This window comes from Pseudomonas sp. UMAB-40 (assembly GCF_900095275.1).
Classification (GTDB): Bacteria; Pseudomonadota; Gammaproteobacteria; order Pseudomonadales; family Pseudomonadaceae; genus Aquipseudomonas; species Aquipseudomonas mandelii_B.
Genome location: NZ_LT607553.1, coordinates 380,254 through 405,761, shown reverse-complemented (window position 1 = coordinate 405,761; position 25,508 = coordinate 380,254). Strand labels below are relative to the sequence as shown.

The following is a 25,508-nucleotide window of genomic DNA, read 5'->3' as shown; positions in this document are numbered from 1 at the left end:
ATGTTCCGTCCCAAATTGTTGTTCACCAGCCTTGCAGCACTCGCCCTCGGCGCTTGCTCGCCACAGGACCCGCAAGCCGTCACCTCGGCCGCCATCGCCAAATCGGTGATCTTGCCGACGTACACCCGTTGGGTTGAAGCCGACCGCCAATTGGCCGTCAGCGCCCTCGCCTACTGCGAAGGCAAGGAAAACCTCGACACCGCCCGTGCCGACTTCCTGCACGCGCAGAAAGCCTGGGCCGAACTACAACCGCTGCTGATCGGGCCGCTGGCCGAGGGCAATCGCGCCTGGCAGGTGCAGTTCTGGCCGGACAAGAAAAACCTGGTCGGCCGTCAGGTCGAGCAACTGGTCACCGCGCAACCGCAGATCGATGCTGCCGCCCTGGCCAAGTCCAGCGTTGTGGTGCAAGGCCTCTCGGCCTATGAATACATCCTGTTCGACAGCAAGCCGGACGTGGCCAACGACGCACAGAAAGCCAAGTATTGCCCGCTGCTGAAGGCGATTGGCGAGCGTCAGAAACTGCTGGCCGAAGAGATTCTGCAAAGCTGGAACAACACCGACGGCATGCTCGCGCAGATGAGCAAGTTCCCGAACCAGCGCTACGCCGACTCCCACGAAGCCATCGCCGATCTGCTGCGCGTTCAGGTCACCGCCCTCGACACCTTGAAGAAAAAACTCGGCACGCCGATGGGCCGACAGAGCAAAGGCGTGCCGCAACCGTTCCAGGCCGATGCCTGGCGCAGCCAGTCGTCCCTGACCGGCCTGGAAGCCAGCCTCGCCGCGGCCAAAACCGTGTGGGAAGGCGTCGACAACAAAGGCCTGCGCGGCCTGTTGCCGAGCGAGCAGAAACCGTTGGCCGACAAGATCGACGCCGCTTACGCCGCGTCCCTGAAACTGTTCGCCAGCAATCAGCGCTCGCTGACGGAAATGCTCAACGACGACGCCGGCCGCCAGCAACTCAATGACATCTACGACAGCCTCAACGTCGTCCATCGCCTGCACGAAGGCGAACTGGCCAAGGCGCTGGGTATCCAACTGGGCTTCAACGCCAACGACGGTGACTGATGAGGGCGAGTGCCATGCTGCGACGTCAGGCTCTGACTTTAGGTAGTTTGCTGCTGGGAGCAGTGACACTGGGCGGCTGGACGCTGTTCAAACAAAAGGACAAGAGCCCGCTGCTGCTTTCGGCGCGGGACGATGGCGACGGCAAGCATTACGCCGTCGGTTATCGGCTGGACGGCACCCGGGTGTTTGCCACCCAGGTCGGCCAGCGTTGCCACGACATCATCAACCACCCGACGCTGCCGATTGCGCTGTTCGTCGCACGCCGTCCGGGTACCGAAAGTTACCTGATCGATCTGCGCGACGGCGCGCTGCTGCAAACCGTGGTCTCGCTGCCGAACCGGCATTTCTACGGGCACGCGGTGATTCACAAGAGCGGCGACTGGCTGTACGCCACCGAGAATGACACCTCCGATCCGGGTCGCGGGTTGTTGGGTGTGTATAAGTTCGAAGGTGAGCGGCTGGTGCACAGCGGCGAGATCTCCACCCATGGCATCGGCCCGCATCAGGTGTCGTGGATGCCGGATGGCGAGACGCTGGTCGTGGCCAACGGCGGCATTCGCACCGAGGCGGAAAGCCGGGTCGAGATGAACCTCAACGCCATGGAGCCGAGCCTGGTATTGATGCAACGCGACGGCACCCTGCTGAGCAAGGAAACCCTCGCCCAGCAGATGAACAGCGTGCGTCATCTGGGGATCGCCAGCGATGGCACCATCGTCGCCGGCCAGCAGTTCATGGGGCCGTCCCACGAGTCTTCGGAGTTGCTGGCAATCAAGCGACCCGGCCAACCGTTTGTGGCGTTTCCGGTGCCGGAGCATCAGTTGCAGGCGATGGGGCATTACACCGCCAGCGTGGCGGTCCACAGTGACTTGCGGCTGGTCGCGTTGACCGCGCCGCGGGGTAACCGCTTTTTTGTCTGGGACATGGACAGCGGCGAAGTGCGACTGGATGCGCCGCTTCCCGATTGCGCCGGGGTTGGCGCGGTAGCCGATGGCTTTGTCGTGACCTCGGGTCAGGGCCGCTGCCGGTACTACGATTGTCGCCAGACAACTCTGGTTGCAAAGCCGCTGGAGCTTCCGGCGGGGCTCTGGGATAACCACCTGCATCTCATCTGACCGCTTTCCCTGTGGTGGATTTACCTTGTGGCGAGGGAGCTTGCTCCCGCCGGGCTGCGCAGCGGTCCTGAAAAATGGGACTGCTACGCAGTCCAGCGGGAGCAAGCTCCCTCGCCACAGGTTTTGTGATCGTCGTATTCCTGCCTGTAATTTCTACCAGTTGGAATCCCCCGCCGACTCGGGGTAATGTGCCCCACTGTCTCACCTGATTTTCTCCAAGGAAGTGGAAATATGCTGCGTCGCCGCATGCTGATCATGTTGGGTGTTGTTCTGCTGATCGTGCTGGTCCTGGCCGGTTATAAAGCCTTCTCCATCTACACGATGATTCAAGGCTTTTCCGCGCCAAAACCGCCGATCAGTGTCGCCGCGACCACGGCCGCCGAACGTCCGTGGCAAGCTCGCCTGCCAAGCGTCGGCACCCTCAAGGCGCTGCAAGGCGTGGACCTGAGCCTGGAGACCGACGGCACCGTCATCGACTTGCAGTTCGAGTCAGGCCAGAAGGTCAAGGCCGGCCAACCCCTCCTGCGACTCGACAGCGCCGTGGAAAGTGCCTTGCTTGAAACGGCTCAGGCCGACCTCGGCCTGGCCCAACTCGATTACGGTCGAGGTAGCCAACTGGTGGGCAGCCAGGCCATTTCAAAAGGCGAATTCGACCGACTGTCAGCGGTGCAGAAAAAGAGCAAGGCGACGGTCAATCAACTCAAGGCTGCGCTCGGCAAAAAAAGCATCGTCGCGCCTTTCAGCGGGACGATCGGCATTCGACAGGTGGACATTGGTGACTATGTCGCCACCGGGACCATGATCGCCACCCTGCAAGACCTCAGCAGCCTCTACGTCGACTTCTTCGTCCCCGAGCAGTCTGTGCCGAAGATCGGCATCGGCCAGTCGGTGCAGATCATTGTCTCGGCCTACCCGACACAAACCTTCCCTGGCACGATCAGCGCGATCAACCCGAAAGTCGAAAACAGTACCCGCAACGTTCAGGTCCGCGCGACCCTGGCCAACCCCGACGGCAAACTGCTGCCGGGCATGTTCGCCAGCCTGCAGGTGATGCTGCCCGACCCGCAGCCGCGCATCGTCGTGCCGGAAAGCGCGATCACTTACACGCTGTACGGCAACTCGCTCTACGTCGTCGCGCAGAAAAAAGCCGAAGACGGCAGCCTCGAAAAAGACGACAAGGGCCAGCCGATCCTGATCGCCGAACGGCGTTTCATCGAAACCGGCGAGCGCCGCGACGGGCTGGTGATGATTACCAAAGGTTTGCAGAACGGCGAAAAAGTGGTCACGGCCGGTCAGATCAAACTGGACAACGGCGCACACATTGCCATCAGCGACGACAAGACCCTGACCGATAAGAACAGTCAGCCACGTACTGACTGATCAAGGAATCCTCATGGCTTTTACCGATCCGTTCATCCGCCGCCCGGTGCTCGCCACCGTGGTCAGCCTGTTGATTGTGCTGCTGGGCTTCCAGGCCTGGAGCAAGCTGCCGCTGCGCCAATACCCGCAAATGGAAAACGCCCTGATCACGGTGACTACCGCGTACCCCGGGGCCAACGCCGAAACCATTCAGGGTTACATCACCCAACCGATGCAGCAAAGCCTGGCCAGTGCCGAGGGCATCGACTACATGACCTCGGTCAGTCGCCAGAACTTCTCGGTGATCTCGATCTACGCGCGCATCGGCTCCAACAGCGACCGCTTGTTCACCGAGCTGCTGGCCAAGGCCAACGAGGTGAAGAACCAGCTGCCCCAGGACGCCGAAGACCCGGTGCTGAGCAAGGAAGCCGCCGACGCCTCGGCCCTCATGTACATCAGTTTCTTCAGCAAGGAACTGAGCAACCCGCAGATCACCGATTACCTGTCACGCGTCATCCAGCCAAAACTGGCGACCCTGCCGGGCATGGCTGAAGCCGAGATTCTCGGCAACCAGGTATTCGCCATGCGCCTGTGGCTGGACCCGGTGAAGCTGGCCGGTTTCGGCTTGGCCGCCAGCGACGTGACCAACGCGGTGCGCCAGTACAACTTCCTCTCCGCGGCCGGTGAAGTGAAAGGCGAGTACGTCGTCACCAGCATCAACGCCAACACCGAACTCAAATCCGCCGAAGCGTTCGCCGCGATTCCGCTCAAGGTCGACGGTGACAGCCGGGTGCTGCTCAGCGATGTGGCGCGGGTTGAGATGGGCGCGGAAAACTACGACTCGATCAGTTCGTTCGGTGGTACTCCTTCGGTGTACATCGGTATCAAGGCTACGCCCGGCGCCAACCCGCTGGATGTGATCAAGGAAGTACGCAAGATCATGCCGGAGCTGGAAGCCCAGCTGCCGCCCAACCTGAAGGGTGAAATCGCCTACGACGCCACACTGTTCATCCAGGCCTCAATCGATGAAGTGGTGAAAACCCTCTTCGAAGCCGTGCTGATCGTGATCGTGGTGGTGTTTCTGTTTCTCGGGGCGCTGCGTTCGGTGGTGATCCCGGTGGTCACCATTCCGCTGTCGATGATCGGTGTGATGTTCTTCATGCAGATGATGGGCTACTCGATCAACCTGCTGACACTGCTGGCGATGGTGCTGGCGATCGGGTTGGTGGTGGACGATGCCATTGTGGTGGTGGAGAACATTCACCGACACATCGAGGAAGGCAAGACGCCGCTGGATGCGGCCATCGAAGGCGCCCGGGAAATCGCCATGCCGGTGGTCTCGATGACCATCACGCTCGCGGCGGTGTATGCGCCCATCGGTTTCCTGACCGGGCTCACGGGGGCGCTGTTCAAGGAGTTCGCCTTGACGCTGGCCGGGGCAGTGGTGATCTCCGGTGTGGTCGCGCTGACGCTGTCGCCGATGATGTGCGCCCTGCTCCTGCGCCATGATGAAAACCCCAGCGGCCTGGCGCACCGACTGGACCTGATTTTCGAAGGCCTCAAGCGCCGCTACCAGAGCATGCTCCACGGCACCCTCAATACCCGGCCGGTGGTGCTGGTGTTTGCGGTGATCGTACTTTGCCTGATTCCGGTGCTGCTGAAGTTCACCAAATCGGAACTGGCGCCCGATGAAGATCAAGGCATCATTTTCATGCTGGCCAACGCCCCGCAACCGGCCAACCTCGATTACCTGAACACTTACACCGACGAATTCATCACGATCTTCAAGGAATTTCCCGAGTACTACTCCTCGTTCCAGATCAATGGGTTCAATGGCGTGCAATCGGGGATTGGCGGTTTCCTGCTCAAACCGTGGAACGAGCGCGACCGCACGCAGATGGCCATCCTGCCCGAGGTCCAGCGCAAACTGGAGGGCATTTCCGGGTTGCAGGTGTTCGGCTTCAACCTGCCCTCGTTGCCCGGCACGGGTGAAGGGTTGCCGTTTCAGTTCGTCATCAACACGGCCAACGATTACGAGGCGCTGCTGCAAGTGATGGACCGGGTGAAAAAAAGGGCAATGGAGTCCGGCAAGTTCGCCTTCGTCGACGTCGACCTGGCCTTCGACAAACCCGAAGTCGTCGTGGACATCGATCGCGCCAAAGCCGCGCAGATGGGCGTGTCCATGCAGGATCTGGGCGGAACACTGGCCACGTTGCTGGGTCAGGCGGAAATCAACCGCTTCACCATTGAGGGTCGTAGCTACAAAGTCATCGCTCAGGTCGAACGACCTTTCCGGGACAACCCGGACTGGTTGAACAACTATTACGTGAAAAACACCCAAGGCGAACTGCTGGCTCTGTCGACCCTGATCACCGTCACCGACCGGGCGCGTCCACGGCAGTTGAACCAGTTCCAGCAACTCAACTCGGCCATCCTGTCGGGGGTGCCGCTGGTCAGCATGGGTGAAGCCATCGACGCCGTGCGCCAGATCACGCTGGAAGAAGCACCGGCCGGTTTTGCCATCGATTACGCCGGTGCGTCGCGCCAATACGTTCAGGAAGGCAGCGCGCTGTGGGTAACCTTCGCCTTGGCACTGGCGATCATTTTCCTGGTGCTGGCAGCCCAGTTCGAAAGCTTCCGTGATCCGCTGGTGATTCTGGTGACGGTGCCACTGTCGATTTGCGGCGCGTTGATTCCGCTGTTCCTGGGGTGGTCGAGCATGAACATTTATACCCAGGTGGGCTTGGTGACCTTGATCGGGCTGATCAGCAAGCACGGCATCCTGATCGTCGAGTTCGCCAACCAGTTGCGCAAGGAAAAAGGCCTTACACCTCGTGAGGCTGTGGAGGAAGCAGCGGCGATCCGGCTGCGTCCGGTGTTGATGACCACGGCGGCGATGGTGTTCGGCATGGTGCCATTGATCATCGCCACGGGCGCGGGCGCGGTCAGCCGGTTTGATATCGGCATGGTGATCGCAACCGGGATGTCGATCGGGACGTTGTTTACGCTGTTCGTGTTGCCGTGCATCTACACCCTGCTGGCCAAACCCGATGCCAAAGCGACTCCGTAACCCCTGTGGGAGCAAGCTTGCTCGCGATGGCTGTTTAACATTCAACAAATTTGCTGACTGTTAGGCCGCTATCGCGAGCAAGCTCGCTCTCACATGGACGGTGTAAGGCTCAAAATCGGGCACAAAAAAAGGCCTCGCATTTGGCGAGGCCTTTTATTTGGGCTTCAATCTGTTCAACTCTGCGGCCTCATTCCTTGAGAAAGACCGAACATGAACAGCAATAAATCATGATCGGGTTGAGATGCCACGGATGCCTTGGCAACCCGTGGCAACGGACAGTGTGCGTCACCGCTCACTGAACTGAGGACTTGCGTGCGGGGCTGCTCCCACGCCGCCACCGCCAATGAAGCAACTGCCAAGGCTCCTATCAGAAACACACCTCGCGCAATTTCTAGTTTCATTGCTATAAACCTTTGATAGCGCTGCCAAACGCCGTCTCATAAAAATAGACGAGTTTGCGCCAGTCTGCCGTGCTGAACGACGAGTGGCGACGCAGCTGTTTCATGTCATGAGCCGCGGCACGATAGGCGGTCAGGCGTTGCCGGCACTTCTCCAGATCGATCAAGGCAACCTCGACCTTGGCCGAGTCATCTTCGCCGGTGACCCGCACGAATACGTGCTTGATGTAGATGCAGCTGTGCTGCCAACGGCCCTTGTGCATGCGGGCCAGATTCTCGGCCAGTTCCTTCAAGACACGATCATGCACCACCTCGCCGTGGCGCTCGCGACCACCGCCGGCGTACCAGTGTTCGATTTCCTCGAAGCCGTCCAGCGACTTGGTCACCAGCAAGGCGCGCCATTTGTGCACGGGGTCACGCTGTGCGCCGCAGAAAACAATGTCCGGAACTCGCACATCCAGCGCGCGCAGACCAATGAGCGCGTCACGCTCACGCAACACGGTCGGACGGCCAAACGGGTGCAGCCAGCTGCGATAGATATGCCCGGTCTGCCGCTTGGCATAGAGCAGTTGACCATCACTGCCCATGACACGCTGTACGCCACTTTCACCACCGCGACGGACGTTGGGTTCTTCTACCCATTCACCACGCTGATTCCAGAAATAGTCGAAGCGGTCCTGAGAAGCGACGTCCGTTTCTGCTGCACATTGCACTGCCATCCTGTTACCTCTTGCGTAATATATAAACTCGCCACATGGCATAGAGCGGTAAAAAGTCCAGATGTTCCTGAATACGGAACCCCGCCTGTTCAAATTCCTTTTCTACCGTGGCGGCTGGTAACACAAATCGGTTTTGGTAACCTTCCTGTTCACGCCGTTGCTCTGAGCGCTTGCGTTTCCAGGCCTTGAAATTGCCGTCTACCCACAATGAAATGATCACGCTGTCACGCGTGACGCGTTCAAATTCGCGCAGAATGGCCAGTCGATGCTCGGCTTCACCGATGTGATGGAGCAAACGCATGCAGAAAATGCTGTCGACGGCGTTGTCGGGCAAGGCAATGTCGAATGCAGAAGTGTGCAAGGGTTGTACCCGTTTGACCACGTCGGCAGGTTGCGCCTGGGTGGCAATCTTCAACATTGACTCGGAGTTGTCGGCACCGATGATGGCGCGATTGGCTTTTTCCGCCAGCATTGGCCAAAAACGCCCTGCCCCACACGGCAAATCAAGGACCAGCCCTGGCTCACCGACCAGCGCCAGCGACTTTCGCGCCAGCTGCAGGTCACGCCAGTGGGACAGGCGACGACCGAGGCCATCCTGGTGCTTGCGCAAATATCTTTGCGCGTGTTGATCGTCGTACTTTTCGGAAAAATCGAGTTTGATCGGGCCGTCCATCATTAAGGTCTCCTGAACTTCTGATGACAACTACCTTAGGTAGCGTAGTGTCAGCGTCAGGTCATACCTTTGTGAAAAACTTGTAAAAGAAATGTTCATTTATTACAAGCTTTGTCGGGTTGGCCGTCATGGCTTGGAGCCCCGACTGTTCAAGCAACCGCTAACTTTGGCTCAATTCCACCTGAAAACGACAGCCATTGGGTTCCATGTTGGTCAGGCTGACGCTCCAGCCCTGGTTCTCGCAAATCCGTTGCACCAGCGACAACCCCAGTCCCAGGCCTTCGCCGCGTTTTTCGCTGCCGCGAACGAAAGGTTCGAACATTGCCTCGCGTTTATCCTCGGGAATGCCCACCCCGCTGTCCTCGACCAGGAACCCCGTGGCCGTGAGCGTCAAACGGATGAACCCGCGCTCGGTGTAATGCAATGCGTTACGCAACAGGTTGCCCATGACGGCGTGCAAGAGGGTTGCGTTGTAGCAAGTGCCCAGCGGATTGCCCGGCTCGAAGGTCAGGCTCAGCCCTTTGGCTTCAATCGGTTCGCGCCACTGGTTGAGCAGCCCATCGGCGACCTGGCTCAGCGTCTGCTGCGGCGCCATGCTGGCGTCTTCTCGCTGGGCTCGGGCCAACATCAGGAACGTTTGCACCAACTCGCGCATCTCTGCGCACGCGCGGGCTATCCGCTCGACCTGGGCGCGGCCGCGCTGGTCGATACCGGGGTTTTCCAACAACAGCTCACAGGAACTGGCCAGCACCATCAACGGCGTGCGCAGTTCGTGGCTGACGTCACTGGTAAACAACCGTTCACGGGTCAACGCCTGGCGCAAACGCCCAAGGGTGGCGTCGAAGGCAACCGCCAGCTCGCCCACTTCGTCAGCGGCATAATCCGGCGCCAAAGGCGGCGCCAGGCCCAGCAATTGATCGCGATGTCGCACCTGGCGAGCCAGTCGCACAACGGGCGCCATCACTTTGCGCGCCAGGACCCACCCGAGAAAGACCGCCAGCGCCAGGCTCAGCACGAAACCCACCAGTACCACGGCAAACAGCACCCGCTCACGCTCTTCGAAATCGCTTTGGTCCTGAAGCAATACGTAGCGCCGGCCATCGACGACTTCGACCATCGCGTGATAGGACAGCTGCTCGCGAAAGACCTCGTGGAATCCGGAATCCAGGTGCCGCAAATCCTTGGGGAGCTCGAAGTCCCCCGGCCCACCGCTGAAATAGAACAGCTGGTCCGGCTCGGGGCGATGGCTCCAGTCAGAAACGCTGTCCATCAGCAACAGCCGTTGCAAATCGCCGCCCAGCCCGGCCGAAATCAGCTTTTCTTCGACCAGATGCACGGTCGCCACAATGCCCATGGCGAAGGCGCCTGCCACCAGTGCGCTCATCAGCGCAAAGGCGATGATGATCCGTTGAGCAAGGCTCTGCTTAAACTCCATCACGGCCCTCGGCCAAGCGATAACCCACACCGTGCACGGTTTGCAGCAAGGGCTTGGCGAATGGCTTGTCGATCACTTGGCGCAATTGGTGGACGTGGCTGCGCAGACTATCGCTGTCCGGGCAGTCATCGCCCCACAGAGCTTCTTCGAGAATTTCGCGGCGCAGAACATGCGGGCTTTTCTGCATCAGCACGGCCAGCAACTTCAGGCCGACCGGGTTGAGTTTGAGCAAACGACCTTCGCGGGTCACCTCCAGGGTATCGAGGTCGTAGCTCAAATCGCCCACCTGCAAGGCGCGTCGACCGCCGCCCTGGGCACGACGCATGACCGCCTCGATACGCGCCGCCAGTTCGGACAGAGCGAACGGTTTGATCAGGTAGTCATCGGCACCGGACTTGAAGCCTTGCAGCCGGTCATCCAGCTGATCGCGCGCGGTGAGCATGATCACCGGCGTGTCGCGTCGGGCGTCTTCGCGCAGACGTTTGCACAGCGTGTAGCCGTCGATGCCGGGCAACATGATGTCGAGCACGATCAGGTCATAGTGTTCGGTGGCCGCCAGGTGCAGGCCTGACAAACCGTCCTGCGCGCAATCCACGGTGTAGCCTTTGAGCCCCAGGTAATCGGCCAGATTGGCCAGGATATCGCGGTTGTCTTCAACCAATAGAATTCGCATGGGCACCTCCTCCGTACACAGTAACGGCCGTCATGGCCCGCGCAGCTTAAGGCCAAGTGTGGCTGAGGGCTAGGGCTGCGGGTCGCAGAATCAATTTGCTCAACCAATTTGCGCCGTTAACAAGTTTTTCACTATCGATTCACATGTCGACTACAGTCATCGCGCGAGACTCTCGCGCAATCGGCATTAAGGAATGTATACACAATGGATTTTTTCAAGACTGCACCCGTGCGCTTTCTCCTCTTGGTTTCCGGCATTTGGCTAGCCATTTTCTTTCTGACTCGAACGCTGCTATTGCTCAGCCACTTGGATGAAGCCGGCAACGGCTTTGCGTCGGTGTTTGGCATTGGCTTGTTGTATGACTTGGGTTTCATTGCCTACGCGGTGCTGCCCATGGGCCTCTACCTGCTGTTCTGCCCGCCGGCTTTGTGGCGCCGCCGTGGCCACCGTTGGGTGCTTCAGGGGCTGCTGACGATCAGCCTGTTCGCCATGTTGTTCACGTCCGTAGCCGAATGGTTGTTTTGGGATGAGTTTGGTGTGCGCTTCAACTTCATCGCCGTCGACTATCTGGTGTACTCCGATGAAGTGTTGAACAACCTGCTCGAGTCCTACCCGATCGGCACACTGATGAGCATCCTCGCCGCACTTGCCATCGCCCTGAGCCTGGCATTGCGCAAACCCTTCAATGCCGCGCTCGATGCACCGTTGCCCTCCTTGCGCGGCCGTCTATTGAATGCCTTGGGCCTGCTGGTCGTTGCGGGGCTAAGCTCGCAGTTGCTGAGCCAGGATGCTCCGCGCGCCCAGGGTGGGAACGCCTATCAGAACGAACTGGCAAGCAATGGACCGTATCAGTTTTTCGCCGCCTTCCGTAACAATGAACTGGATTACCCGCAGTTCTACAGCAGCCTGCCACCTGCGGTTGTGGCGCAGCAAATCCGTGACGAACTGAGCGAACCCAACGCCCGCTTCATCGGCGAAGACCCGCAAGACATTCGCCGGATGATCGACAATCCCGGCACCCTGCGAAAACCCAATATCGTGCTGGTGACCATCGAAAGCTTCAGCGCCAAGTACATGGGTAGCAACGGTGATAACCGCAACCTGACCCCCAACCTTGACGCCTTGCGCAAGCAGAGCCTGTATTTCAACAACTTTTACGCCACCGGCACCCGCACCGATCGCGGGCTGGAAGCCATCACCCTGGCAATCCCTCCGACGCCGGGACGTTCGATCGTCAAGCGTGTGGGCCGTGAAAGCGGTTTCGCCAGCCTGGGCCAGCAACTCAGTGCCGTGGGCTACGACAGCGTGTTCGTCTATGGCGGGCGCGGATACTTCGACAACATGAACGCGTTCTTCAGCGGCAACGGTTACCGTGTGGTCGACCAGAGCAGTGTCGATGAGTCTGAAATCCACTTCAAAAATGCCTGGGGCATGGCCGATGAAGACCTCTATACCCAGACACTGAAGCTGGCCGACGCCGACTACGCCAAACAACAACCCTTCCTTCTGCAATTGATGACCACGTCCAACCATCGTCCCTATACCTATCCGGACAACCGGATCGATATCAAATCCGGCAATGGTCGCGACGGCGCGGTGAAATACACGGATTACGCCATCGGTCAGTTCCTGGATCAGGCACGCCAGAAGCCGTGGTTTGATAACACCGTCTTTGTCTTCGTTGCCGACCACACGGCCGGCAGCGCAGGCAGAGAGGACTTGCCGATCAGCAACTATCAGATTCTGCTGTTCATTTATGCACCGAAGCTGATTGATGCTCGGGAGACGGCGCAACTGGCCAGCCAGATCGATTTGGCCCCGACGCTGCTGGGTCTGCTGAATCTGGACTATCAGTCGACATTCTTCGGTCGTGACCTGTTGCAAGACAATCCGCTGCCGCCGCGTGTGGTAGTTGGCAATTACCAGCACCTGGGCTTGTTCGACGGGCAAGATCTGGCGATCCTGAGTCCACGCCAGGGTTTGCGCCGTCATGATGAGGCACTTACCGAAAGTCGCGAGTCACGCGCCACTGGCAGTGATCCCTTGATCACACGAGCAATCACCTATTACCAAACCGCCAGTTATGGCTTCAAGCAACAGCTGCTTGGCTGGAAGGCGCCCATGGAGGGCACCGACCAAGTCAGTGAACGTTAATCCAATCTCCCCGGGCTGATGCCCCGGGGCGTTTTCCATTGTTCAGGATCCGTCATGTCATCAACCGCTGTCCGTCCCGCCTCTCGCCCGCTCAACTTCTGGGTGTGCCTGGGTGTCCCCGCCATTGCGGCAATCATTCTGCTGCTGCTTGAACTGACGTCCCTGGACATGGACCTGGCCAAACTGTTCTACGACCCGGTCGCCGGAGACTTCATCGGACGCCACAGTTACTTCCTTGAAGACATCCTGCATGACCGCGCCAAGCAATTGGTCATCGCTTTTTCGGTGTTTGCGATCATCGGCTTTATCGGCTCGTTTTTCATCGCCAGGCTCAAGCCGTTCAAACGCGAACTGGGTTGTCTGGTGATGTCGCTGGCGCTGGCGACCTCGTTCGTGACCCCAATGAAAGCGGTGACGGCGGTGCAATGCCCTTGGAGCCTCGAGCAATTCGGCGGCCACGAAACCTACAGCGAACTGCTCAGCCCGCGCCCGCAAACCGACAAGCCAGGGCGTTGCTGGCCCGGGGGCCATGCGGCCACCGGGTTTACCTTGTTCGCGCTGTTTTTTGTGTTGCGAGACCGTCGTCCGCGACTGGCGCGCCAGGCGTTTGTGTTTGCGTTTGCGCTGGGGACGGTGTTTTCCGTGAGCCGAATGATGCAGGGGGCGCACTTCTTTTCGCATAACGTGTGGACGGCGATTTTTTGCTGGCTGATTTGTCTGGGGTCTTACTACTACATCCTGTATCGACCGGCTTCCAGGGCTGAAAAGGTCGTCAAAGCAGACCCGTCAGCGTCTGAGCATCGCGGGCAAGCCACGCTCCCACAGGGATTGCGCCGAACCTGTGGGAGCGTGGCTTGCCCGCGAAGAGGCCCTTAAAAACCACACCACTTTATGCCGCGCAATAAAAAACCCCGCCGGCTCATCGCCGGCGGGGGTTTTATGTACGGGGTAAGGCTGGCTTACATCATGCCGCCCATGCCGCCCATACCGCCCATGTCTGGCATACCGCCGCCAGCTGGGCCGTCTTCCTTGATCTCGGCGATCATGGCTTCGGTGGTGATCATCAGGCTGGCAATCGACGAAGCCGCTTGCAGAGCCGAACGAGTCACTTTAGCCGGGTCCAGGATGCCCATTTCGATCATGTCGCCGTATTCACCGGTCGCAGCGTTGTAACCGTAGTTACCCGAACCCTGCTTGACCTTGTCTACAACTACGCTTGGCTCGTCGCCGGAGTTGGCAACGATCTGACGCAGTGGCGCTTCAACAGCGCGACGCAGCAACTGGATGCCAACGTTCTGGTCATCGTTGTCGCCTTTCAGCTCGGAGATCGCCTGCAGAGCGCGAACCAGTGCCACGCCGCCGCCAGGTACCACGCCTTCTTCAACGGCTGCACGGGTAGCGTGCAGGGCGTCTTCAACGCGGGCTTTCTTCTCTTTCATTTCTACTTCGGAACCAGCGCCAACCTTGATCACTGCAACGCCGCCGGACAGCTTGGCCAGACGCTCTTGCAGTTTTTCACGGTCGTAGTCGGACGAAGTGTCAGCCACTTGCTGACGGATCTGCAGAACGCGAGCCTGGATATCAGCTTCAACGCCGGCGCCGTCGATCACGGTGGTGTTTTCTTTGGACAGGATCACGCGCTTGGCATTACCCAGGTGTTCCAGGGTAGTGCTTTCCAGGCTCAGACCGATCTCTTCAGAGATAACGGTACCGCCCGTCAGGACAGCGATGTCCTGCAGCATGGCCTTGCGACGGTCGCCGAAGCCTGGAGCCTTGACGGCTGCGACTTTGACGATGCCACGCATGTTGTTCACAACCAGAGTCGCCAGGGCTTCGCCTTCAACGTCTTCGGCCACGATCAGCAGTGGACGGCCGGCTTTGGCAACGGCTTCCAGTACTGGCAGCATTTCGCGGATGTTCGAGATCTTTTTGTCGACCAGTAGGATCAGCGGACCGTCGAGCTCGGCAGTCATGGTCTCTGGCTTGTTCACGAAGTACGGGGACAGGTAGCCACGGTCGAACTGCATGCCTTCAACAACCGACAGTTCGTTTTCCAGGCCCGAGCCTTCTTCAACGGTGATCACGCCTTCTTTACCGACTTTTTCCATGGCTTCGGCAATGATGTCGCCGATGGAGCTGTCGGAGTTGGCCGAAATGGTGCCGACCTGAGCGATGGCCTTGGTGTCAGCGCAAGGCTTGGACAGGGCTTTCAGCTCTTTGACGATAGCGATGGTCGCTTTGTCGATACCGCGTTTCAGGTCCATCGGGTTCATGCCGGCAGCGACGGCTTTAAGGCCTTCGTTGACGATCGATTGAGCCAGAACGGTAGCGGTGGTGGTGCCGTCGCCTGCGTCATCGTTGGCACGGGAGGCAACGTCTTTGACCAGCTGCGCGCCCATGTTTTCGAAGCGATCTTTCAGCTCGATTTCTTTAGCGACGGACACGCCGTCCTTGGTGATGGTCGGAGCGCCGAAGCTCTTCTCGATGATCACGTTACGGCCTTTAGGGCCCAGGGTCGCTTTTACTGCGTCAGCCAGGACGTTGACACCGGCGAGCATTTTCTTACGGGCGGAATCGCCGAATTTAACTTCTTTAGCAGCCATGATCGATATTCCTTAAATACTTTGTAGTAGCGGGAAAATGAGCGGGGAATCAGCCTTCGATAACGGCGAGGATTTCGCTCTCGCCAATTACCAGCAGGTCTTCGCCGTCGACTTTCACGGTGTTGCTGCCGGAGTACGGGCCGAACACAACCTTGTCACCCACTTTCACAGCCAGTGCACGCACTTCACCGTTTTCCAGTGCTTTGCCTGGGCCTACGGCGAGAACTTCACCCTGGTTTGGCTTTTCAGCAGCCGAACCTGGCAGGACGATACCGCCAGCGGTTTTCTTTTCTTCTTCGCTGCGACGGACGACGACGCGGTCATGCAGAGGACGAAGCTTCATTGTCGATCTCTCCTAATTGTGGTTTTCATCGGCCGGTGTATTCCCGGCGGGTTTAACAAATCCGGCGGTGCCGGGTGCGGTTCGTCAAGCGAACCGCGGAAGTCTGTCTGGCGTGATCGCCAGAAACCTTGCGGTGACCGTTACATAAGGGCGCATAAGCTTATTACAAGGGCGGGGATCGAAATTTTTTGCATCAATGCCCCGAAAACGAACACGGCACCCGAAGGTGCCGTGCAGCTGAAACGCTTTACTTGGAATCGCGGTGTTCGAACTCGCCTTCGATCACGTTGGGCTCTCGGCCCAGCGGCTGCTGAGGAGCAGGACCGCCACGTGGTTGAAGATCATCGGCAAACGCACGCTGACGGATCGCGGCCTCTTCGGCGCGCTGGCGCATTTTATTGGCCAGCAGTCGACGGGAGATCGGCAGCAGCATGATCAGGCCCAGCACGTCAGTGACGAAGCCCGGCAGGATCAACAAACCGCCGGCCAGGGCCAGCATCAAACCTTCCAGCATGGTCTGGGCCGGCAACTCGCCGCGGTTCAGGCTTTCACGCGCACGCAACGCAGTGGCCAGACCGGCGATGCGCAGCACGAACACGCCGAGCATCGAGCCGAGAATGATCAGCAGCAGGGCCGGGAAAAACCCGATAGCCCCACTGACCTTGACGAATACGAACAGCTCCAACACCGGAAACAGTACAAAGAGCAATAAAAAAGGGCGCATCAAATGGTTCCTCAACGCAAGAATGCCTTGCCAGTCTTCCCTAGATGACGTCGCCGCTTCGTGAATTCAAGCGTCGGCCACTTCATTTTTCGGCCATTGCTCGGCGTGAGCCAGGAAAACCAAGGCTTCGCGCACTTGTGTCGGCGTATTACAGGGTGCCTGGAACGGTAGCCAGTACAGGGCCTGACCAATGCGCAGGTGCATGCCTTCTGTGTCGATACCGGCCAGTTGCGCCGGTTCGGTTTTCGGCAGCCCCGCCAGGTCGACGTAGTGGGCGATGGCTTTGGCGTGATCGGCATTCATGTGCTCGACCATGCTCACTTCGGCTTTGCCGGCGAACGGGTTGGCCAGGGTCAGCTGATCGACCCAGTGAATCGCGCCGAAACCGCCAATGTAACGGTGACGCACAGGTTTAAGCACCCAGAAATCGAAATCGTGGGCCTTGTGGTAGCTCTGCGACTCCGGGAAATAGCGGTAGTAACGCTCGGCTGCGGCTTCGATCGCGGCCTCGTCTTCGAGCTTTTCTGCTTCGGCGAGATAAGTCAGGCGACCAACGGCTTGTACGTCGTCGGCCTCACGTTCGCCCACAAACAACGAGCATTTCGGATCTTTCTGCAGGTTATGGGTGTGCTGGGCGATGCGGCTGATAAGGATCAGCGGCCGGCCCTGCTCGTCCAGGCAATACGGAACCACGGAGCCAAACGGGAAACCGGGCATCGACTTGGAGTGCGTCGACAGCACCCCGCGGTATTCCTTGAGAAGCAATTCTCGGGCATTCTTGGCCGCTTCAACGCTCAATTTATGACTCCTTATATAGAATTCGTCGAAAAAACGGACAGGCGCCTGGGGATAAGTTCCAGTACGCCATCGGGGCAGTTCTCATGTGCAACCAGGCCACATCAGGTGCAGATCGAGAGGCCCTCTAGGAAGGAAACCACTCTGAACCTGCTATTGGGGCATGCGAATGCAACTCACTGACAAAGTAATCATTATCACTGGCGGTTGCCAGGGTTTAGGCCGTTCCATGGCCGAGTATTTCGCGGGTAAAGGCGCGAAGCTGGCGCTGGTGGACCTGAACCAGGAAAAGCTCGACGACACCATCGCGGCGTGCAAAGCCAAGGGCGTAGAGGCTCGGGCTTACCTGTGCAACGTCGCCAACGAAGAGCAAGTGACGCATATGGTCGCCCAGGTGGCCGAAGATTTCGGCGCGATTCATGGCCTGATCAACAACGCCGGCATCCTGCGCGACGGCCTGCTGCTGAAGGTCAAGGATGGCGAAATGACCAAGATGAGCCTGGCCCAATGGCAGGCGGTCATCGACGTCAACCTGACCGGTGTGTTCCTGTGCACCCGTGAAGTCGCGGCAAAAATGGTCGAGCTGAACAACAGCGGCGCGATCATCAATATCTCCTCGATCTCCCGCGCCGGCAACGTCGGCCAGACCAACTACTCCGCCGCCAAGGCTGGCGTGGCTGCTGCGACCGTGACCTGGGCCAAGGAACTGGCGCGTTATGGCATTCGCGTGGCGGGCATCGCACCGGGTTTTATTGAAACCGAGATGACGTTGGGCATGAAGCCGGAAGCGCTGGAGAAGATGACGGCCGGGATTCCACTCAAGCGCATGGGCAAACCGGAAGAGATCGCCCATTCGGCGGCGTACATTTTCGAGAACGACTATTACACCGGCCGGATTCTGGAAATGGATGGCGGGTTGCGCATCTAAGACCTGCCAAAAACCACTGTGGGAGCGAGCTTGCTCGCGATAGCGGTGTGTCAGTCACCATCACTGGTGAATGTGACACCCCCATCGCGAGCAAGCTCGCTCCCACAGGTTTTGCGTGTTATCCGAAGGGTATCAATCGTCACTGATGGTGATGTTCGGCATTGCAGGCGATGCCGCTTCCTGCAACACAATCCGCGCGCCGACGTGACGGGCGAGTTCCTGGTACACCAGCGCAATCGGGCTGTCCGGCTCGGCGATCACCGTTGGCTTGCCGCCATCGGCCTGCTCGCGGATGGCCATTGCCAGCGGCAACGACGCCAGCAGTTCGACGCCATATTGATTGGCCAGCTTCACACCGCCCCCTTCACCGAACAGATGCTCGGCATGCCCGCAATTGGAGCAGATGTGCACGGCCATGTTTTCCACCACGCCCAGTACCGGGATGTTGACCTTGCGGAACATCTCCACGCCTTTGCGTGCGTCCAGCAGCGCCAGATCTTGCGGGGTAGTGACGATGACGGCACCGGCCACCGGGACTTTCTGCGCCAGGGTCAGCTGGATGTCACCGGTGCCTGGCGGCATGTCGATGACCAGGTAATCCAGATCGCCCCAGGCGGTTTGCGTGACCAGTTGCAACAGCGCGCCGGAGACCATCGGCCCGCGCCAGACCATCGGCGTGTTGTCGTCGGTCAGGAACGCCATGGACATCACTTCCACGCCATGGGATTCGATTGGCACGAACCATTTCTGATCCTTGACCTTCGGTCGGGTGCCTTCAGGGATGCCGAACATGATGCCCTGGCTCGGGCCGTAGATGTCCGCGTCGAGAATCCCGACCTTGGCGCCTTCACGGGCCAGGGCCAGCGCGAGGTTGGCGGCGGTGGTGGATTTGCCCACGCCGCCCTTGCCGGACGCCACGGCGACCACGTTCTTGACGTTCGCCAGGCCCGGAATCTGCGCCTGGGCCTTGTGCGCGGCGATCACGCTGGTGATGTCAACGCGAGCGCTTGTCACGCCGTCGAGGCCTTCGATCGCCATTTGCAGCATCTGCGACCAGCCACTTTTGAACAGACCGGCGGCGTAGCCCAGCTCCAGCTGCACGCTGACGCGATCGCCCTGGATGTCGATGCTGCGCACGCACCCGGCGCTGACCGGGTCCTGGTTCAGATAAGGGTCGGTGTATTGGCGAAGGACGGCTTCCACCGCTGCGCGATTGACGGCGCTCATGGGCAACTCCGATAGCAAGACTGGAAAATCAGGCGGGTATCCTAACCGTTCTAGGTCATGGACGGCATGCCCACCGATGATTTGTGGCAAACACATTCCTGTGGCGAGGGAGCTTGCTCCCGCTCGGCTGCGCAGCAGTCGCAATCTGGTTGACGCGATCCTTCTGACAGAGCCGAGTTGTAGGGTTTGGGGCGGCTTCGCCACCCAGCGGGAGCAAGCTCCCTCGCCACAATGGCACTTTCGCCCTCAAACTGCCTGTTCACAGGTTTGGGCATCCGATGCAACCGGAAACAGGCGCACGGGGTGAAAAATATGCGCCGGCGCTTTATAGTGGCCGACCTCCGTTTCATCAAGTAGCCGAGCCCCATGTCCGAGCCACGCAAGATCCTCGTCACCAGCGCCCTGCCCTATGCCAATGGTTCGATCCATCTTGGCCACATGCTGGAATACATCCAGACCGATATGTGGGTGCGCTTCCAGAAGCACCGCGGCAACCAATGCATTTATGTCTGCGCCGACGACGCCCATGGTTCGGCCATCATGCTGCGCGCGGAAAAGGAAGGCATCACCCCGGAACAACTGATCGCCAACGTCCAGGCTGAACACAGCGCCGACTTTGCCGAGTTCCTGGTGGACTTCGACAACTTCCACTCCACTCACGCCGAAGAAAACCGTGAGCTGTCGAGCCAGATCTACCTGAAGCTGCGCGACGCCGGGCACATCGCCCAGCGCTCGATCACTCAGTACTTCGACCCGGAAAAGAAAATGTTCCTGGCCGACCGCTTCATCAAAGGCACGTGCCCGAAATGCGGCACTGAAGACCAGTACGGCGACAACTGCGAAAAATGCGGTGCAACCTACGCACCCACCGACCTGAAGGATCCGAAGTCGGCGATCTCTGGCGCCACTCCGGTGCTCAAGGATTCCCAGCACTTCTTCTTCAAGCTGCCGGACTTCCAGGAAATGCTGCAAGCCTGGACCCGCAGCGGCACCCTGCAAGAAGCCGTGGCGAACAAGATCGCCGAATGGCTGGATGCCGGCCTGCAACAGTGGGACATTTCCCGCGACGCGCCGTATTTCGGTTTCGAGATCCCCGACGAGCCGGGCAAATACTTCTACGTCTGGCTGGACGCGCCGATCGGCTACATGGCGAGCTTCAAGAACCTCTGCGCCCGCCGTCCGGAACTGGATTTCGACGCGTTCTGGGGCAAGGATTCCACCGCCGAGCTGTACCATTTCATCGGCAAGGACATCGTCAACTTCCACGCCCTGTTCTGGCCAGCCATGCTCGAAGGCGCCGGTTTCCGCAAGCCGACCGGTATCAACGTGCACGGCTACCTGACCGTCAATGGTCAGAAAATGTCCAAGTCCCGCGGCACCTTTATAAAGGCCCGGACTTACCTGGACCACTTGTCGCCGGAATACCTGCGTTACTACTACGCGGCCAAGCTGAGCCGTGGCGTCGATGACCTGGACTTGAACCTCGAAGACTTCGTGCAGAAGGTCAACTCCGACCTGGTCGGTAAAGTCGTCAACATTGCCAGCCGTTGCGCCGGTTTCATCCACAAGGGTAACGGCGGTGTGCTGGTGGCCGGCAACGCCGCACCGGAACTGACCGACGCGTTCCTCGCCGCTGCGCCAAGCATTGCCGAGGCCTACGAGGCGCGCGACTTCGCCCGTGCCATGCGCGAGATCATGGGCCTGGCCGACCGTGCCAACGCCTGGATCGCCGACAAGGCGCCGTGGTCGCTGAACAAACAGGAAGGCAAGCAGGACGAAGTCCAGGCCATCTGCGCCCTGGGCGTGAACCTGTTCCGCCAACTGGTGATCTTCCTCAAGCCGGTACTGCCGCTGCTGGCCGCCGACGCCGAGGCATTCCTGAACGTCGCGCCGCTGACCTGGAACGACCACGCCACCTTGCTCAGCAACCATCAACTGAACGAGTTCAAGCCGTTGATGACCCGTATCGACCCGGTAAAAGTGCAAGCCATGAGCGATGCATCGAAAGAAGACCTGACCGCCAGCGCAACCGACACGGGCAATGCTGCGCCTGCCGGCAACGGCGAACTGGCCAAGGATCCGCTGTCGCCGGAAATCGAGTTCGACGCCTTTGCCGCTGTCGACTTGCGCGTCGCCTTGATCGTCAAGGCTGAACACGTGGAAGGGGCCGACAAACTGCTGCGCCTGACCCTGGACATCGGTGACGAGCAACGCAATGTGTTCTCGGGGATCAAGAGCGCTTACCCGGATCCATCCAAGCTCAATGGCCGTCTGACCATGATGATCGCCAACCTCAAGCCACGGAAAATGAAGTTCGGCATCTCCGAAGGCATGGTGATGGCGGCGGGCCCTGGCGGTGAAGAAATCTACCTGCTCAGCCCGGACAGCGGCGCCAGGCCGGGTCAGCGCATCAAGTAAGTTTCTGCGCTAAATCGATCCCACAGCCGTGCCTGGTGCGACTGTGGGATTTTCATATCTGGCCCCACCCTCCGTCCTTGCCGGATAATGCCTAAGCTTTTTAGACCGCTCCGTTAAAAAGCCCTCTTTCTACCGGCACGATCATGACCGAGATATTTCTTACGCTTATCAGCGCTGCCCTGATCAACAACCTCGTGTTGCACTGGCCGCTGGGCGTCGATCCGCTGCTGGGCAGCGAGCGCGATCAGGTTCATGCGTTGGGTATTGCGACGACGTGCCTGATGCTGATGGTCGGCATGCTGGGCTACTCGGCCTATTACTGGCTGCTGGTGCCGCTGGAGCTGACTTCGCTGCGCCTTTTCGTATTCCTGCCATTGAGCGTTCTGCTGATTGGTCCACTGTTGAAACTGCTGTCGCGCTTACTTCCCAAACGTTCATTCGATGGCCTATGGCCGTTGCTGCTGGGCAACGCGGGTGTGCTGGGGCTGACATTGCTCAATACCACGCACGACCAGGGATTCTTTCACGCCACTGCCCTGTGCCTCGGTGCCGGGCTGGGGTTCTGGCTGGTGCTGAGCCTGTTCAGCGACTTGCGCCAGCGCACTCTCGATAACGATGTTCCCCTGCCCTTTCGTGGCCTGCCGATCGAACTGATCGGCGCCGGACTGATCGCAGTGGTTTTTCTCGGGTTCAGCGGGCTGATCAAAACATGAGTCTGATTCAACGCATCGACGCCCTCTTGCCGCAGACCCAATGCGGCAAGTGCGGCCACCCCGGATGCAAGCCTTACGCCGAAGGCATCGCCAGCGGCGAGCCGATCAACAAGTGCCCGCCAGGGGGCAGCGAAACCATCTCGGCGCTGGCCGAGTTGCTGCAAGTGCCGGTACTGGAACTGGACGTCAGTCGCGGCTCGGCACCGGCGCAGATCGCCTATATTCGTGAAGCGGAGTGTATTGGTTGCACCAAGTGCATCCAGGCGTGCCCAGTGGATGCCATCGTCGGCGCGGCAAAATTGATGCACACGGTGATCGTCGACGAATGCACCGGTTGCGACCTGTGTGTCGCGCCGTGCCCGGTGGATTGCATCGAAATGCGGCCACTGCCCTTGGCCACGGTGCTGCCGATTGTCGGTGGCCTGGCGTTCAGCCTTGAGGAACAACGGGCGCGCACCGCCAAACGCAATCATGCGCGGCGTCGCTTCGAACAACGCAACGCCCGCTTGCGCCGTGAGGAAGAGCAGAAGCTCGCCGAACGCCAGGCCCGCGCTCAACGCGCCCTGCCGCACAGCGAGGTGCCGACGCTCGACCCGGTTCAGGCTGCACTTGAACGGGTGCGTGCGCAGAAAGCGGCAAACGCTGATGCGGCGTTGAAAAAAGCCAAGATCGACCTGGCGATGAGTCGTGCGCAACTGAACAAGTCGCTCAAGGCGTTCGGGCATCCGCCGACCTTCGAGCAGCAGTCGCAACTGATCGTGCTGCAACAGCAATTCGAAGTGGCGGAGCAAGCCTTGGCGAAGCTGGAAAACAACGCGCCGCCAATTCCGGCACCAGCGGCGCCTGCGAAGGACGCCGAACTGAAACGGGCGAAGATCCAGCTGGCCATGCGCCGCGCCGAACTCAACAAGGCGCGAACCGGCGAAGCTGCGGCTGAACTGATTGCAGCGCTGGAACACGCGGTGATGGACGCCGAGCGTCAGGTCGATGCCTATGTCGCCCCTTGAATCGGTGGACGAACGCCTTCAGCAGGCCATGAAGCTGGTGTTGCTGGCCACGGTGCCGGGCATGCTGGCGTTGTTCTGGTTGTATGGCTGGGGCGTATTGATCAACCTGTTTCTGGCGGTCCTGACCGCATTGGCGGTTGAAGCCGCGGTATTGCAACTGCGCAAGCAATCGATCAAACCGACCTTGAGCGACGGCAGCGCTCTGGTCAGCGCGACGTTACTGACCCTGGCCTTGCCACCTTATTGCCCGTGGTGGCTGACGGTCAGTGCGGCGACATTCGCGCTGCTCGGCAAACACCTCTACGGTGGCGTCGGCAAGAATCCGTTCAATCCGGCGATGCTCGGTTTTGCCCTGGTGCTGGTGGCCTTTCCGCAGCAAATGACCCTCTGGCCGTCGGCCCACGGCATGAATCTGCTCGGTGGCTTGCAACAGGTCTTCGGCTTCGGCCAGGCGCCAGATGCCTGGGTCCAGGCCACGGCGCTGGACAGCCTGCGGATCAACAAAAGCCTGACCATGGATGAACTCTTCTCGAGCAAGCCGGCGTTCGGTCATTTCGGCGGGCGCGGTGTGGAATGGGTCAACCTGGCCTTTCTCGCCGGCGGCGCGTTTCTTCTGCAACGGCGGGTGTTCACTTGGCATGCACCGGTCGGCATGCTTGCCAGTCTGTTCATCATCAGCCTGCTGTGCTGGAACGGTTCGGGTTCCGACTCCAATGGCTCGCCGCTGTTTCACTTGCTCACCGGCGCGACCATGCTGGGTGCATTCTTTATAGCCACCGAACCGGTGTCCGGCGCAAAAAGCCCCGGTGCCCGACTGCTGTTCGGTGCCGGCGTGGGATTACTCACCTACCTGATTCGTACCTGGGGCGGTTACCCGGACGGCTTGGCGTTTGCCGTGTTGCTGATGAACCTGTGTGTCCCGGCGCTGGAGCGGTTAGTCGCGTCCAGGCAGGAGCAGATTGCCCCATGAACCGAGCGACGAGCGTTGTGATTCTGGTGCTGCTGGCCGGGCTGGGAATTGGCGTGACGTACTTCGTGCAACATGCCAGCGAACCGCGCATCAGTGCGCAACAGCGCTTGATCGACAGTCGCACCCTGCTTGACCTGCTAACGCCAGACAGCTACGACAATCAACCGCTGGACCAGCCACTCGTCCTCGAAAATATTCGACTGCCCAACAGCACGCTGCTGGGCGGCTATTTGGCGACCAAGGCCAGCCAACCGAGCGCGGTGTTGCTGCGCAGCCAGACCCTGGGCTACGAGGGCTCCATCGAGCTGCTGATCGCCATCGGCGCCAACGGCAAGCTGCTGGGGGTCAAGACCCTCAAGCAATCGGAAACCCCCGCGCTGGGCGGCAAGATTGCCGACTGGCCCAATACCTGGCTTCAGGTGTTTACCGGCAAGTCTCGAAACGACCCCGGCGACACCGGCTGGGCCTTGAAAAAAGATCAGGGTCAATTCGATCAGATAGCGGGCGCGACCATTACTTCACGAGCGGTGATCAGCGCCGTTCATGACGCGTTGCGTTTCTTCGACGAACACCCGCAACAGTTGATCGGGAGCAGCGCGCATGAATAAGACATCGACACTGCGAAACGCTCTGATGCTTGCGCCTCTGATCGGCGCTACGGAAGCCTGGCTGACCGCCCTCGGCCTGTGGCTGATGTTCTTCGTGGTGATCAATGCCTATGACGTCAGCATGGCCGCCTTGCGATCACGGCTGATCCCGTCCACCCGCTTGCTTGCGAGTATCCTCTTGGCGGCCACCTTGACCAGTTGCGCGGAACTGGCTGCGCAGGTCGGCTCACTTCAATGGCATCAGCACGCGGGGATCTATGCAGGATTGATCGCCCTGCAATGCGTGGTGCTGGAACACAATGGTTTTTTCCAGGAACCGCGGCTTGATCGCTTGCGCCTCTGCGGCCTGTTTGGCGCGCTGATGGTGGGCCTTGGCCTGGTGCGCGAGCTGATCGGCAACAGCGGCCTGCACTTCGCTACGCTGGTCCCCGGCGGATTCATCCTTCTGGGCCTGCTGATCGCCGCCTGGCAGGCCTGGCACCGACCGACTCCCTCACACTGACCGACTTCGAGG

22 protein-coding genes and 1 pseudogene are annotated in these 25,508 nt (G+C 59.7%); 13 read left to right on the top strand and 10 right to left on the bottom strand.

Annotated features, from left to right (window positions below; translation table 11 throughout):
• From K0F88_RS06475 to K0F88_RS06460, 4 genes are all read left to right on the top strand, one after another.
• Positions 1 to 1,065, top strand: a complete 1,065-nt coding sequence (locus K0F88_RS06475; protein WP_219094606.1) for an imelysin family protein — start codon at positions 1 to 3, stop codon at positions 1,063 to 1,065.
• 14 nt (positions 1,066 to 1,079) lie between these two features.
• Positions 1,080 to 2,177, top strand: a complete 1,098-nt coding sequence (locus tag K0F88_RS06470) for a DUF1513 domain-containing protein (protein ID WP_219094605.1) — start codon at positions 1,080 to 1,082, stop codon at positions 2,175 to 2,177.
• A 231-nt stretch (positions 2,178 to 2,408) separates the two neighbouring features.
• Positions 2,409 to 3,557, top strand: a complete 1,149-nt coding sequence (locus K0F88_RS06465; protein ID WP_094470924.1) for an efflux RND transporter periplasmic adaptor subunit — start codon at positions 2,409 to 2,411, stop codon at positions 3,555 to 3,557.
• Positions 3,558 to 3,570: 13 nt separating this feature from the next.
• Positions 3,571 to 6,606, top strand: a complete 3,036-nt coding sequence (locus tag K0F88_RS06460) for a multidrug efflux RND transporter permease subunit (RefSeq protein ID WP_094470923.1) — start codon at positions 3,571 to 3,573, stop codon at positions 6,604 to 6,606.
• Between the two features lie 173 nt (positions 6,607 to 6,779).
• On the opposite strand, the gene K0F88_RS06455 is transcribed toward K0F88_RS06460, so the two are convergent.
• From K0F88_RS06455 to colR, 5 genes are all read right to left on the bottom strand, one after another.
• Complete coding sequence (locus K0F88_RS06455; protein ID WP_094470922.1) at positions 6,780 to 7,007, bottom strand: hypothetical protein; 228 nt, start codon at positions 7,005 to 7,007, stop codon at positions 6,780 to 6,782.
• Between the two features lie 2 nt (positions 7,008 to 7,009).
• Positions 7,010 to 7,723 (bottom strand): lipopolysaccharide kinase InaA family protein, encoded by a 714-nt coding sequence (locus tag K0F88_RS06450; protein ID WP_094470921.1) that lies wholly within the window; start codon positions 7,721 to 7,723, stop codon positions 7,010 to 7,012.
• Between the two features lie 4 nt (positions 7,724 to 7,727).
• Positions 7,728 to 8,396, bottom strand: coding sequence for a class I SAM-dependent methyltransferase (locus K0F88_RS06445; RefSeq protein ID WP_219094617.1), 669 nt, complete (start codon positions 8,394 to 8,396; stop codon positions 7,728 to 7,730).
• Between the two features lie 160 nt (positions 8,397 to 8,556).
• On the bottom strand, positions 8,557 to 9,831 hold the full coding sequence (locus tag K0F88_RS06440) for a HAMP domain-containing sensor histidine kinase (RefSeq protein WP_219094604.1): 1,275 nt from the start codon (positions 9,829 to 9,831) through the stop codon (positions 8,557 to 8,559).
• Entirely contained in the window at positions 9,821 to 10,504 is a 684-nt protein-coding gene (colR, locus tag K0F88_RS06435; protein ID WP_054045155.1) for a two-component system response regulator ColR, read from the bottom strand. Before colR ends, K0F88_RS06440 begins: the two co-directional genes overlap by 11 nt.
• A gap of 204 nt (positions 10,505 to 10,708) precedes the next feature.
• Here colR and K0F88_RS06430 point away from each other — a divergent pair, with 204 nt between their 5' ends.
• Complete coding sequence (locus K0F88_RS06430; protein WP_219094603.1) at positions 10,709 to 12,658, top strand: LTA synthase family protein; 1,950 nt, start codon at positions 10,709 to 10,711, stop codon at positions 12,656 to 12,658.
• 54 nt (positions 12,659 to 12,712) lie between these two features.
• Positions 12,713 to 13,444, top strand: a pseudogene (locus tag K0F88_RS06425) (phosphatase PAP2 family protein); the annotation flags it as partial.
• A gap of 173 nt (positions 13,445 to 13,617) precedes the next feature.
• Here K0F88_RS06425 and groL read toward each other — a convergent pair.
• From groL to K0F88_RS06405, 4 genes are all read right to left on the bottom strand, one after another.
• A complete protein-coding gene (groL, locus tag K0F88_RS06420; RefSeq protein WP_008155543.1) occupies positions 13,618 to 15,261 on the bottom strand; it encodes a chaperonin GroEL in 1,644 nt (547 codons plus the stop codon).
• Positions 15,262 to 15,310: 49 nt separating this feature from the next.
• Positions 15,311 to 15,604 (bottom strand): co-chaperone GroES, encoded by a 294-nt coding sequence (locus K0F88_RS06415; RefSeq protein ID WP_008155545.1) that lies wholly within the window; start codon positions 15,602 to 15,604, stop codon positions 15,311 to 15,313.
• Positions 15,605 to 15,851: 247 nt separating this feature from the next.
• Complete coding sequence (locus K0F88_RS06410) at positions 15,852 to 16,328, bottom strand: FxsA family protein (protein WP_010457646.1); 477 nt, start codon at positions 16,326 to 16,328, stop codon at positions 15,852 to 15,854.
• 66 nt (positions 16,329 to 16,394) lie between these two features.
• Positions 16,395 to 17,126 (bottom strand): HugZ family protein, encoded by a 732-nt coding sequence (locus K0F88_RS06405; protein ID WP_219094602.1) that lies wholly within the window; start codon positions 17,124 to 17,126, stop codon positions 16,395 to 16,397.
• Positions 17,127 to 17,292: 166 nt separating this feature from the next.
• On the opposite strand from K0F88_RS06405, the gene K0F88_RS06400 reads away from it, so the two are divergent.
• Positions 17,293 to 18,051: an SDR family oxidoreductase gene (locus tag K0F88_RS06400; protein ID WP_010457649.1), complete on the top strand. Its 759-nt coding sequence runs from the start codon at positions 17,293 to 17,295 to the stop codon at positions 18,049 to 18,051.
• A 132-nt stretch (positions 18,052 to 18,183) separates the two neighbouring features.
• Here the strand turns inward: K0F88_RS06400 and apbC are convergent, their stop codons facing one another.
• The gene (gene apbC / locus K0F88_RS06395) at positions 18,184 to 19,278 is read right to left on the bottom strand and encodes an iron-sulfur cluster carrier protein ApbC (RefSeq protein ID WP_219094601.1); all 1,095 of its coding nucleotides are present in this window, start codon (positions 19,276 to 19,278) and stop codon (positions 18,184 to 18,186) included.
• Between the two features lie 366 nt (positions 19,279 to 19,644).
• Between apbC and metG the strand changes: the two genes are divergently transcribed.
• The 6 genes from metG to K0F88_RS06365 all read left to right on the top strand — a co-directional run bounded on the left by metG (position 19,645) and on the right by K0F88_RS06365 (position 25,496).
• Entirely contained in the window at positions 19,645 to 21,696 is a 2,052-nt protein-coding gene (gene metG / locus K0F88_RS06390; RefSeq protein WP_219094600.1) for a methionine--tRNA ligase, read from the top strand.
• Positions 21,697 to 21,839: 143 nt separating this feature from the next.
• The gene (locus K0F88_RS06385) at positions 21,840 to 22,409 is read left to right on the top strand and encodes an Rnf-Nqr domain containing protein (protein WP_094470913.1); all 570 of its coding nucleotides are present in this window, start codon (positions 21,840 to 21,842) and stop codon (positions 22,407 to 22,409) included.
• A complete protein-coding gene (gene rsxB / locus K0F88_RS06380) occupies positions 22,406 to 23,416 on the top strand; it encodes an electron transport complex subunit RsxB (RefSeq protein WP_219094599.1) in 1,011 nt (336 codons plus the stop codon). The genes K0F88_RS06385 and rsxB overlap by 4 nt, the downstream gene beginning before the upstream one ends.
• Positions 23,403 to 24,386 carry an RnfABCDGE type electron transport complex subunit D gene (locus K0F88_RS06375; RefSeq protein WP_094470912.1) on the top strand — a complete coding sequence of 328 codons (984 nt, stop codon included), beginning with the start codon at positions 23,403 to 23,405 and terminating at the stop codon, positions 24,384 to 24,386. The genes rsxB and K0F88_RS06375 overlap by 14 nt, the downstream gene beginning before the upstream one ends.
• On the top strand, positions 24,383 to 24,994 hold the full coding sequence (locus tag K0F88_RS06370; protein WP_094470911.1) for an RnfABCDGE type electron transport complex subunit G: 612 nt from the start codon (positions 24,383 to 24,385) through the stop codon (positions 24,992 to 24,994). Before K0F88_RS06375 ends, K0F88_RS06370 begins: the two co-directional genes overlap by 4 nt.
• Complete coding sequence (locus K0F88_RS06365) at positions 24,987 to 25,496, top strand: Rnf-Nqr domain containing protein (RefSeq protein ID WP_094470910.1); 510 nt, start codon at positions 24,987 to 24,989, stop codon at positions 25,494 to 25,496. The genes K0F88_RS06370 and K0F88_RS06365 overlap by 8 nt, the downstream gene beginning before the upstream one ends.
• Positions 25,497 to 25,508: the final 12 nt, after the last annotated feature.

What these genes read in the sequence shown, in the direction of transcription:
- K0F88_RS06475 (WP_219094606.1), top strand. Translation starts at nt 1, where the DNA reads ATGTTCCGTCCCAAATTGTTGTTCACCAGCCTTGCAGCACTCGCCCTC.
- K0F88_RS06470 (WP_219094605.1), top strand. Translation starts at nt 1,080, where the DNA reads ATGCTGCGACGTCAGGCTCTGACTTTAGGTAGTTTGCTGCTGGGAGCA.
- K0F88_RS06465 (WP_094470924.1), top strand. Translation starts at nt 2,409, where the DNA reads ATGCTGCGTCGCCGCATGCTGATCATGTTGGGTGTTGTTCTGCTGATC.
- K0F88_RS06460 (WP_094470923.1), top strand. Translation starts at nt 3,571, where the DNA reads ATGGCTTTTACCGATCCGTTCATCCGCCGCCCGGTGCTCGCCACCGTG.
- K0F88_RS06455 (WP_094470922.1), bottom strand. Translation starts at nt 7,007, where the DNA reads ATGAAACTAGAAATTGCGCGAGGTGTGTTTCTGATAGGAGCCTTGGCA.
- K0F88_RS06450 (WP_094470921.1), bottom strand. Translation starts at nt 7,723, where the DNA reads ATGGCAGTGCAATGTGCAGCAGAAACGGACGTCGCTTCTCAGGACCGC.
- K0F88_RS06445 (WP_219094617.1), bottom strand. Translation starts at nt 8,396, where the DNA reads ATGGACGGCCCGATCAAACTCGATTTTTCCGAAAAGTACGACGATCAA.
- K0F88_RS06440 (WP_219094604.1), bottom strand. Translation starts at nt 9,831, where the DNA reads ATGGAGTTTAAGCAGAGCCTTGCTCAACGGATCATCATCGCCTTTGCG.
- colR (WP_054045155.1), bottom strand. Translation starts at nt 10,504, where the DNA reads ATGCGAATTCTATTGGTTGAAGACAACCGCGATATCCTGGCCAATCTG.
- K0F88_RS06430 (WP_219094603.1), top strand. Translation starts at nt 10,709, where the DNA reads ATGGATTTTTTCAAGACTGCACCCGTGCGCTTTCTCCTCTTGGTTTCC.
- groL (WP_008155543.1), bottom strand. Translation starts at nt 15,261, where the DNA reads ATGGCTGCTAAAGAAGTTAAATTCGGCGATTCCGCCCGTAAGAAAATG.
- K0F88_RS06415 (WP_008155545.1), bottom strand. Translation starts at nt 15,604, where the DNA reads ATGAAGCTTCGTCCTCTGCATGACCGCGTCGTCGTCCGTCGCAGCGAA.
- K0F88_RS06410 (WP_010457646.1), bottom strand. Translation starts at nt 16,328, where the DNA reads ATGCGCCCTTTTTTATTGCTCTTTGTACTGTTTCCGGTGTTGGAGCTG.
- K0F88_RS06400 (WP_010457649.1), top strand. Translation starts at nt 17,293, where the DNA reads ATGCAACTCACTGACAAAGTAATCATTATCACTGGCGGTTGCCAGGGT.
- apbC (WP_219094601.1), bottom strand. Translation starts at nt 19,278, where the DNA reads ATGAGCGCCGTCAATCGCGCAGCGGTGGAAGCCGTCCTTCGCCAATAC.
- metG (WP_219094600.1), top strand. Translation starts at nt 19,645, where the DNA reads ATGTCCGAGCCACGCAAGATCCTCGTCACCAGCGCCCTGCCCTATGCC.
- K0F88_RS06385 (WP_094470913.1), top strand. Translation starts at nt 21,840, where the DNA reads ATGACCGAGATATTTCTTACGCTTATCAGCGCTGCCCTGATCAACAAC.
- rsxB (WP_219094599.1), top strand. Translation starts at nt 22,406, where the DNA reads ATGAGTCTGATTCAACGCATCGACGCCCTCTTGCCGCAGACCCAATGC.
- K0F88_RS06375 (WP_094470912.1), top strand. Translation starts at nt 23,403, where the DNA reads ATGTCGCCCCTTGAATCGGTGGACGAACGCCTTCAGCAGGCCATGAAG.
- K0F88_RS06370 (WP_094470911.1), top strand. Translation starts at nt 24,383, where the DNA reads ATGAACCGAGCGACGAGCGTTGTGATTCTGGTGCTGCTGGCCGGGCTG.
- K0F88_RS06365 (WP_094470910.1), top strand. Translation starts at nt 24,987, where the DNA reads ATGAATAAGACATCGACACTGCGAAACGCTCTGATGCTTGCGCCTCTG.